The following is a 10,887-nucleotide window of genomic DNA, read 5'->3' on the forward strand; positions in this document are numbered from 1 at the left end:
GCCTTAAAATGGATTCACAAAATGGAATTTTGGAAATTAACACCTGACGATATACTCGATGCTTTAGAAAGCAAGATAGATCTGAATAAAAATAGGGTTGTGGGATACTATGGGGAGTTATCAGCTGGTGTTGATTTTGTTCCGGGTTCGAATGTAGGGCCTGGTGTTGAAGGTGTTTACTTTCGGGGGGTTGATACTAGGACCAGAGAAATTGTTACCGCTTACTATGTTGGTGCTACCGTAGGTGCAGGTGTGTCACCTGGTGTGATCGATGGTAGTGCTGGGTTCTTTGGTTTTACTGGTGCACCCGCATCGCTGGGTGGTTGGTCTTGGGGTGGGCAGCTTAATGCTGGCGGAACTGTCGGTTTTTCAATCAATATATTTGGTAATGATAGCAATGTTCTTTACTTTTCTGGAGCAGGGCAATCTGCTGGCGGAAACTTGGCAATGGGGTATACCGCCAGTGTAACTGTAGGTGGCAGATCTGTTTATTACTTTGGGCCTATTGATCGAGAGCATTTTGACAACCTTGCTCTTGCGTATGAGCATATCTATTCCGAAGAAAATCAGCCTCATGGAGGAACATTCCTAAACACTGAGTTTCTTTATCGGGAAAACGTTCCGGATACTGAATACACTGTTGTACAAGAGATATCGGTTTTCTCAGGTCAGCCATACAACGGCGCTGTGCGTGTTAGTACATATTTGGTTGATAAATATGGGCGTCCAATCGCAGGTGAAGAAGCCAAGCAAATCTTGCGTAAGCATGGTCTTGTTTCAGTCGAAGATAAATGGCTAGATGGACTTGATGGATATCCACGAGCATACAATTTCTACACGCCTTCGAAAGTTGGAGACTACTTTGAGAAGTTCAGCTATTGTTTCCTATCCGGTACACCAATCTTGTTATCTGATGGTTCAGAGAAGCCTATAGAACTGATTGAAATTGGAGATACTGTCCAATCTTACGATAAAAATGGAACATTGGTTCCGGGACGCGTAACTCGCGTTTATCGCAATAATGCGAAGCATATTCTTGATCTTTATGGGTTAATGATAACTCCAGGACATGTGGTCTACTGCGCAGATGGCATTTTTGAAGGGCAGCACGTTCCAATAATCGATATTTTGCGGACCGATGGAGCAATTCTAACCACTGATGGAAAGGCGATTAGAGCTTCAACGGGTTGTGAGGTCGGTTCTGAGGGGGATACCATGTTATGGACTGCAATTGGTTCTTCTCAAGCAGATGGTAGCTTCAAAATAACAGAGCGGAAGCAGGTCCGTGCAGGTGCTCGATATATCCTTGATGATGGACGAGATATCTGTCTATTGGATTTGGTTAGAGCATCAAGAGGTAGTATTACCGATGATGGTTACATTCAATTACCTCAATCAAATAGTGTTGTGCCGTTTCAATGGATCTTTAGTGAGGAATTGCCATGCTCTGAAGATTACATTTTGCAGCGCTCACAGGTTTCGCTGGCTGAAATACTTGATAAAGCAGAGTGGGAAGGTGTATCCCCCTCACGAATGGATGATGTTAAGCAAAGCTGCCGTCCAATTTTGACGCGATCAAAAGAAGAGTGCGAAGCAGGTATGCCCAACATACCATTAGCTTTCCAAGAAACAACGCATTAAGTTCAAGATTTTTGAGTTAGTTGATGACTTCATTCGTTAATGAAGCAGCATAGATCTGTTTTCTAGAGCGCTATTTTATCGAGTTTGTCACTAGTCAACATCAGTACTTGATCTGAAATCCCTTTCTTCTGAAAAATAGATAGATATTGATATGTCCTATTCAAATAAAAACTCTGAAATTAAAGTGTTATCAGATCAAGTTTTCACACCTTCGTTGCTTCTAGATAATAGTAAAAATACACATGCATTGAGATTGGTTGCCGGAAGTAAAGAATATCTAAGATCATATATGAGCGATGATGGAGTTTATTCTACATTTAACTTTGAGGTAGAGCAAACGCATACATATATTGCAGGTGGGGTTCGGGTTCATAATGAAAGTACTCTTGAGCAACATATCGTTACACAAACACAACTTGTAGGTCTAAAGGAACTATTTGGAGAAGACCTCAAAGTTATACCTTTGCCGGATGGATCATTTTGGTATGGCATTGATCGAGATCGGGAAGCAATACTTAATGATGGAACTGTTGTTACTTATGGCGACTTAGCTGACCAAGCAAACGAAATGACAGCCACATTAGGGGATGTTTTAGCTGATACTTTCAGCAACATTCCTGGCTACGTCCAAAGTATGGCACCGCGTATTATTGCAGATTTGATCAATGGCGTAGACCTAAATGATGTTGCTGAAAAGTATGCTGTAGTTCTTGCAATCAACATTGGTGTAGACGGTCTTGCGAAACTCTTTAACTTAGAAGGGGCACAGATCGCGATAGATCCACTTAATGGCAAACCTATTATCGATGACCTTGAGTTTTTTGATACTAAAGTAGGGCAAGAGATCAAAAGTGCTATTGTTCAATTTGCTATTGTTGCTGCACTCAGTGGAAAGGATATGGATGGTAGCGAATATGCAAAGCTTGCTGCAAACCAATCTATTAAGGCAGCGGTCACATATGTCGTCAAAAACTATGCAGGAAATTGGGCAGTTGAAGCAACTAATTTTGTAAACATAGCAGACGGAGTTGGCGCAAAGGAAGTAACTAAACTTACCCCCGAGGGTGCAGCCGCAGTAGCCGCTGCCGTAACGTTCTTCAGTAACTTAATTGATCATGGCTTTGAAGACTTTGAGCAAACTCTTATTGAGACTGCAGTTGCTGCTGCGACTACTTACATTGGTTCACAGATTGGAGCGTTAATCGGTTCGTTTACAATTCCGATTATTGGAACTGTTATTGGAGCTGTTATAGGCTCGTTGCTGTCAAGTTTGTTTGGTGGACTGTTTAGTAAACTGCCGCCACCGCCACCATTGACAAGTGTTGAGACCAACGAAGATGGCACACAAACAATCTACATTACAAACCATTCTAAAGGTTATGCAATCAAAGCACGTGATGGCTTCGATGATACTCTCGTCGGTGGAATGCGGCAGGACCGTTTGATCGGTTCAGATGGTGATAATGTACTAAATGGTCGACATGGAGATGACCTCCTCTTTGGCCAAGAGGGAGATGATACGCTACTTGGTGGATCTGGCGATGATCTGATGGATGGCGGATCCGGCCAGGACATTTTGATTGGCGGTAACGGTAACGATGTTATCTATGGCGATAGTGCGGCCGACCATAGAGAGACTGGTTACGTTCAAGACGAAGCTGTTGAGACAAAAGGTGAAGTGGATGACAGCATCTCGGGCTCCGATAACAGTGTAGATACACCTGGTGACGACGGCGGTGACAATCCTGATACAGAGCCTACAGGAGAAGACGCATTCTCTGACGTGATCCTCGCTGGCGCAGGTAACGACAAGGTGTTTGCTGGCTGCGGTCATGATTTCGTTAAAGGTGAATACGGTTCCGATATTCTACTCGGCCAATCTGGTGATGATATTGTCGATGGGGGGGCTCATGATGACTTCATTGATGGCGGAGACGGGAATGACAGTCTGACTGGAGGGGCCGGAGATGATGAAATCTTCGGTGGGGATGGTGATGATGTTCTGCATGGCGGCAGGATGGTTGTTACCTATGAGACGGATCTGACAGCTGAGATTCAAAGCTGGCTGGAGACAGTAGTCGCCAAAGATGACGAGTTAAAGTCTGAAAAAGGCTTGCATGCTTTTAATGGCATAACCAGTTTAGATGGGCGCCCGTTTGCAGGAGCGCTTACTCTGGGTGAAGCTTTATTAACACTGATCAATGGTGTTGAGCTTGACATATTTGCCATCTCAGAGGGCAGAACAGCAGAGCTTGGTACGCAGTTCTTAAGTTGGTTAGAGATAAACAACCCAAAGCTAAAAGCTCTCGTAAGCACAAGTGAGTTTGCCTATATTAATCCGCAATATGCTGTAGAGCTTGCAAATTACCACAAGAACCTGGCTGGCTGGGAAGCCGAACGGAAAAAACTTGCTGAGGAGCAAGGCGTTTCCGTCGATGAGATAGACCTTCCGAAAGACTTTGAAGAAGTATTGCAGTTCCCTCAACGCGTTCATCAAGTTGGAGAAGGTAGTGACGTCCTAGATGGAGGTGCCGGTAACGACACAATCTATGCAGGTTCATTATCTGACACTATTAGCGGTGGTGAGGGCGATGACGTTATCTATGCTGATAGCTATAGAACAGTAACCAACGAAGACGGTGAACTTGTCACTCTGGTTGTGGGTGGAGCTGCCGATATAGTTGATGCCGGTAGCGGAAATGATGCTGTGCATGCCGGTGCAGGGAATGACCAGATAAGAGGTGGAGCTGGAAACGATACGCTTCTCGGCATGGATGGAGATGATTTCATCTTAGGAGATGCAGGTACCGACATCATCATTGGTGGTGAAGGGCGTGACGTTCTACTCGGCGGTGATGATGATGATAGTTTGTATGGAGACGATGGCAACGACAGGCTCATCGGGGGTAGTGGTAACGACCGCCTTGAAGGTGGCGAAGGTCACGATACACTGGATGGCGGTAGCGGCAACGACCTGATCAACGGAGATTTGGGTAACGATGTTATTCATGCTGGCACCGGCGATGACTTCGTTCAAGGCGGGGCTGGCAACGACAAAGTGGCTGGCGGAGCTGGTGAAGACACACTGCTTGGTGGAATAGGCGATGATATTCTGCAAGGCGGGGATGGCGATGATAAGCTATCTGGTGGATCTCAGAATGATGTTCTGATCGGAGGAGCTGGCAACGATGAACTTTCAGGTGGTGACGGAAGTGATCGGTTCGTAATCCGACTTACGGATGCTGACGAGCAAGACGTCATTACAGACTTCAATATTGATGAAGACGTCATCTATATTCCAGAGACTGTTGAAAAGTCGCAGGATGGTGAAGACGCTGTGCTTACGTTAAGCAATGGCCAAAAGATCATTTTGAAAGGGGTTAATCATCTTGATCTGGAAGATCGGCACTTTAATTTCGATGAGTTCGAAGACGAAGAAATCACCGCAGCACCCGATGATGAAGGTGTTGATGAAGACCCAGACAGCTATAATATAAGTCAGGGTGAGAATTGGTATACATCCAACAACTACTTATCTGAAGGCGATCTTTCCGAGATTACCAATAATGAGTACTGGCGAAAGTCTGGCGGTAAGCGAAAGAAATGGAAGCTTAAGCACGACACTGATGTGTACGGGACTGACGATGCTGAAGCTATCTATGGTGGTTGGTGGACCGAGCGCATCTGGAGTAAAGATGGCAATGATGCGATCTGGGGCGCTGATGGGAATGACACCATTCGCGCAAGTCTGGGTAATGACTTTGTTGATGGCGGTAATGGCAATGAGACAATCTATGGTGAAGACGGCCATGACTTGCTGCTTGGCGGTCTAGGAAACGATCACATCTATGGTGGTAACAACAATGATACCATCATGGGCGGAGACGGCAACGATACGCTTGATGGCCAAAATCACAATGACCACATCTATGGCGGTTCTGGTGATGACATCATTCTTGGGGGAGACGGTACGGACCTCTTAGAAGGTGGTGCCGGCAATGACGAGTTGAATGGTGGCAGTGCAGCAGATTATCTCAATGGCGGTGCTGGTGATGACAATCTGGTTGGTGAGGCCGGGCGTGATCACCTTGTTGGCGGGAAAGGAAATGATACGCTTTCCGGTGGGGATGATGATGACTGGCTTCAGGGCGGTTCTGGAGATGATCATCTTTATGGTGATGCTGGTGATGATATCCTTGAGGGAGATGACGGCAACGACACGCTTGTTGGCGGTGAAGGCAATGATCGTCTCAAAGGGGGCTTCGGTGATGATACTCTCATCGGAGGAGCTGGTGACGACCACCTTGAGGGAGGTGCTGGTGAAGATGTTCTGGACGGGGGCGAGGGCAACGATACGTATGTTGTTGACTTCGGTCAGGGCACCGTTGAAATCAAAGACAGTGACAACGTCGTACCAACTGAAGCCGCAAGGCATTTTGCAGCCCGAAGTTTTGCACCATCTTACAGTTTCAGCGCGCCTTTAGCGGCAAAGCAACTTGCGACCCCAAGTGCCGTTACCCCACTTGATACAGACACAATCGAGTTTAAAAGCACAGTTTCTGTCAATGATCTCACGTTTGAAACAATCGATGATTATCTACTTATGTCCTTGACCGCATCCGCGGATATGAGTGCTTTGGAAAACACTGTCCTCAAGCTTCATCGCTCGTCTGATAATGAACTGCAAATTGAACAGTTGAAGTTTGCAGATGCTTCTCTGATCAATCTTAGTTCATTTACTGTTGGGTCTGGATCTTCTGATCTAACCGGAACAGATGGTGACGATACCATTTTAGGCACTTTGGGTGCTGAAACCATAATAACCGGAGACGGATCAGATACTGTTCTCGCAGGTCTTGGTGATGATGATATCGTTGCTGGTGATGGTGATGACCGCATTTGGGCTGGGCATGGCAACGATAGCCTTCAAGGCGGTCAGGGAGCTGATATCCTTGATGGTGGAGATGGTATTGATACCGTTTCTTATGAGGATTTCACCGATACAGATGTTACTTCGCGTATCAGCTTTGTTAATGCGGATGACAACACCGGGGCTGCAGCTGGCGATGTGTTGACCAATATTGAGAACGTAATCGGTTCCGCTGGACACGATGAAATTATCGGTGATGCCGGGGACAATGTTCTTGAAGGTGGTGTCGGCAACGATACGCTTCAAGGTGGTCTGGGAGCCGATACACTTGATGGCGGGGCCGGTGTTGATACAGCCTCTTATGAGGACTTTACTGACACTACGGTCTCTTCACGCATTAGCCTTGCCAACTCCGATGACAACACCGGGGCTGCAGCTGGCGATGTGTTGACCAATATTGAGAACGTGATCGGTTCCGCTGGACACGATGAAATTATCGGTGATGCCGGGGACAATGTTCTTGAAGGCGGTGCTGGCAACGATACGCTTCAAGGTGGTCTGGGAGCCGATACACTTGATGGCGGGGCCGGTGTTGATACAGCCTCTTATGAGGATTTTACTGACACTACGGTCTCTTCACGCATTAGCCTTGCCAACTCCGATGACAACACCGGGGCTGCAGCTGGCGATGTGTTGACCAACATTGAGAACGTGATCGGTTCCGCTGGACACGATGAAATTATGGGTGATGCCGGGGACAATGTTCTTGAAGGTGGTGTCGGCAACGATACGCTTCAAGGTGGTCTGGGAGCCGATACACTTGATGGCGGGGCCGGTGTTGATACCGCTTCCTATGAGGACTTTACTGACACTACGGTCTCTTCACGCATTAGCCTTGCAAACTCCGATGATAACGCCGGGGCTGCAGCAGGCGATGTACTGACCAACATTGAGAACGTAATCGGTTCCGCCGGACATGATGAAATTATCGGTGATGCCGGGGACAATGTTCTTGAAGGCGGAGCTGGCAACGATACGCTTCAAGGTGGCCTGGGAGCAGATACCCTTGACGGTGGCGATGGCGTTGATACAGCCTCTTATGAGGACTTTACTGACACTACGGTCTCTTCACGCATTAGCCTTGCCAACTCCGATGACAACACCGGGGCTGCAGCTGGCGATGTGTTGACCAACATTGAGAACGTGATCGGTTCCGCTGGACACGATGAAATTATCGGTGATGCCGGGGACAATGTTCTTGAAGGTGGTGTCGGCAACGATACGCTTCAAGGTGGTCTGGGAGCCGATACACTTGATGGCGGGGCCGGTGTTGATACAGCCTCTTTTGAGGACTTTACTGACACTACGGTCTCTTCACGCATTAGCCTTGCCGGCTCAGATGAAAATACCGGTGTTGCTGCAGGTGATGTTTTGACCAATATCGAGAATGTAGTTGGCTCTGCCGGACATGATACAATCATTGGCAATACCAGTGACAATGTACTCGAAGGTGGTGTCGGCAACGATACGCTTCAAGGTGGTCTGGGAGCAGATACGCTTAATGGCGGTGATGGGGTGGACGCGGCTTCGTATGCTGACTTTACTGACACCAGGGCTTCTTCACGTATCAACCTTGCCAACTCAGATGAAAACACCGGTGTTGCTGCAGGCGATGTTCTGATCAATATCGAGAATGTTGGTGGCTCTGCTGGACATGATACTCTTGTTGGTAATGAGTATAACAACCTCCTTTTTGGTGGTGATGGTAACGATACGCTTCAAGGCGGCCTGGGAGCAGATACCCTTAATGGTGGAGATGGTGTCGATACAGTTTCGTATGCTGACTTCACTAACCCAGACAGCATCTCGCGGATTAGTCTCTGGCCGAATGGGGCTGAAGACAACACCGGTATCGCTGCAGGAGATATCTTAGTCGATATCGAAAACGTTATCGGTTCTGCTGGTCGCGATAGAATCTTTGGTAATCAGCAGGGGAATACGCTTGTTGGTGGGGCCGGAAATGACCAGCTCGTGGGGCGAGCTGGGAATAATACTATGGATGGTGGCGAAGGAGACGATAGTATCAATGGTGGAGCCGACAATGATGTCCTCATTGGAGGAATAGGAAATGATACGTTGGTTGGGAACGAGGGCAGCGATACCTATCGTTACAATTTAGGTGATGGTAACGATAGAATACGTGACAACGATAGTAATCGTGATCGTGATGGAAGCATTGATACTTTAGTTTTTGGAGCTGATGTTAAACAGGATGAAGTTAGGTTTGCTCGAGTTAGAAGTATCACAGATCGGTTTAACAAAACTTACGATGCTGTTGAGCTCCAAATAACCTTCAAAGATGGTGCTACCTTGACTGTTGATAGTCAGTTTGGAGAACTTGAAGGCGGCCTAGGTTCGCACGCTGGTCTTGAAGAAATTCAGTTTGCAGACGGCACCAAGTTCGACATTTATGATATGAACCGCCGCGCATATCAAGACATGGCAACAGACGACGCTGATGTGTTGTACGGCTACTTTCATGCCGACAATATATTAGGACTGGGTGGCAACGATAACATTACCGGCGAACGGGGAGATGATCGGCTTGATGGCGGCGATGGCGATGATCGACTAGAAGGTGGTTGGGGGAATGATACGCTGCTTGGAGGCCGTGGGGATGATTACCTCCGAGGCGATGGTCAAGATGATGTCTTAAATGGTGGAGCTGGAAACGACGAATTATCTGGCGGTAAAGGCGATGACACGTTGACGGGTGGTATTGGAGCAGACGACCTGTTTGGAGGTGAAGGCAATGACGTCTATCACTATAATTTAGGTGACGGCGATGATGTAATTTCTGATGGTGGAATTACTGAAAGAACCAACAGTTTGCTTCTAGGTGCAAATATAAAGCAAGATGAAGTGAAGTTTTCACGTGGCGCTTATATATCCTGGGATAGTGATAGAAAACCAATCGATTTGAAGCTAACCTTCAAAGATGGTTCAACTATGATTATTCTCGGTACATTCTCAAGCAGCTCAGGATATGGCGGCGTCAAGGAAATTCACTTCGCGGATGGTGCGATACTTAACATTTACGATATGTCACTGCGTGCTTATCAAGACGCAGCTACTGAAGAGGATGATGTTTTGTTTGGCTATCTGGGACATGATGTCATCTCTGGATTTGCTGGCAATGACACCATTTCAGGTGAATGGGGAAACGATACTCTTGATGGTGGTGACGGTGATGATCTACTTGAAGGTGGTAGGGGCGATGATACGATGCTTGGAGGAGAGGGTAACGACAGGCTTGAAGGTGGTTGGAACAATGATACGCTACTTGGAGGCGGTGATGATGACTACCTTGATGGAGGCATGGGCAACGATACTCTCAAAGGCGGCAATGGTAATGACACGCTTGCCGGGGGGCTAGGCAACGACATCTTGACGGGCGGAAATGGTGACGATGTGCTGAGTGGTGGTGAAGGTGATGACATCTATCACTATAACTTAGGTGACGGTAATGATGTCATTTACGAGGCAAAAAACTTAGAAGGATCTGATGTTATTCATCTCGGTCCAGATATAAAACAAGATGAAGTTAAATTTGCCTATATCGTTACTGGGCGAAATACTGCTGATCTCCAGTTGTCTTTTAAAGATGGATCTAACCTGACTATAAAGGGAGATTATCGAAAATCTCTGATCCAGTTTGTAGATGATGGCATCTTAAACCTTGAGGATATCGTGCGGCGAGCATACCATGATAGTGCTACGAATGCGGCCGATAATCTGCATGGTTCCAGCGCAGCTGACAAAATTTTTGGACTGAGAGGAGATGACACCATTAATGGCCAATGGGGCAATGATGAGCTTTATGGCGGTCATGGTGACGATATTATTAATGGCTATTTTGGTAATGACACCCTTATAGGCGGACAAGGTAATGATGAACTAACTGGTGGATTTGGGGACAACACATTTGTCATCAATGGGTCTACATTTGGCCATGATATCATTATGGACTTTAATGTCCTCGTTGAAAATAGGGATACAATTCACTTTTCGGTAGGTGCATTTGCTGATTTTGACGCTGTTCTGGAAGCTGCAAGCGATGATGGGCGGCAAACTATTATCACACTTGATGATGAAAATAGCCTGACCCTTAAAGGAGTGAGAAAAAGAGATTTAAGCGATGATGATTTCAAGTTTAATCCGTATTTTGGCAACTATATATTTGAAGGCAGCTTCAGTGCGGAAATCTCTATCGAAAGATCTGATAATCTTGAGATAATTACCTTTGGAAATAGAATCCGACTTGGAGATCTCAAGTTCATTGAGCATGCTGACGATCTACTTGTCTATAAACCAGA

2 protein-coding genes are annotated in these 10,887 nt (G+C 46.5%); both read left to right on the forward strand.

Translation table 11 applies throughout. The annotated features are described in order from the left end of the window. The first annotated feature begins 21 nt into the window (after positions 1 to 21). On the forward strand, positions 22 to 1,641 hold the full coding sequence (locus PPL9_RS21135; RefSeq protein ID WP_152986786.1) for a Hint domain-containing protein: 1,620 nt from the start codon (positions 22 to 24) through the stop codon (positions 1,639 to 1,641). Between the two features lie 151 nt (positions 1,642 to 1,792). Then, positions 1,793 to 10,887: hypothetical protein (locus PPL9_RS34725; protein WP_200962351.1), on the forward strand; the 9,095-nt coding region annotated here is incomplete at its 3' end.

Source organism: Pseudovibrio sp. POLY-S9, assembly GCF_001431305.1.
In the GTDB taxonomy this organism is placed as follows: Bacteria; Pseudomonadota; Alphaproteobacteria; order Rhizobiales; family Stappiaceae; genus Pseudovibrio.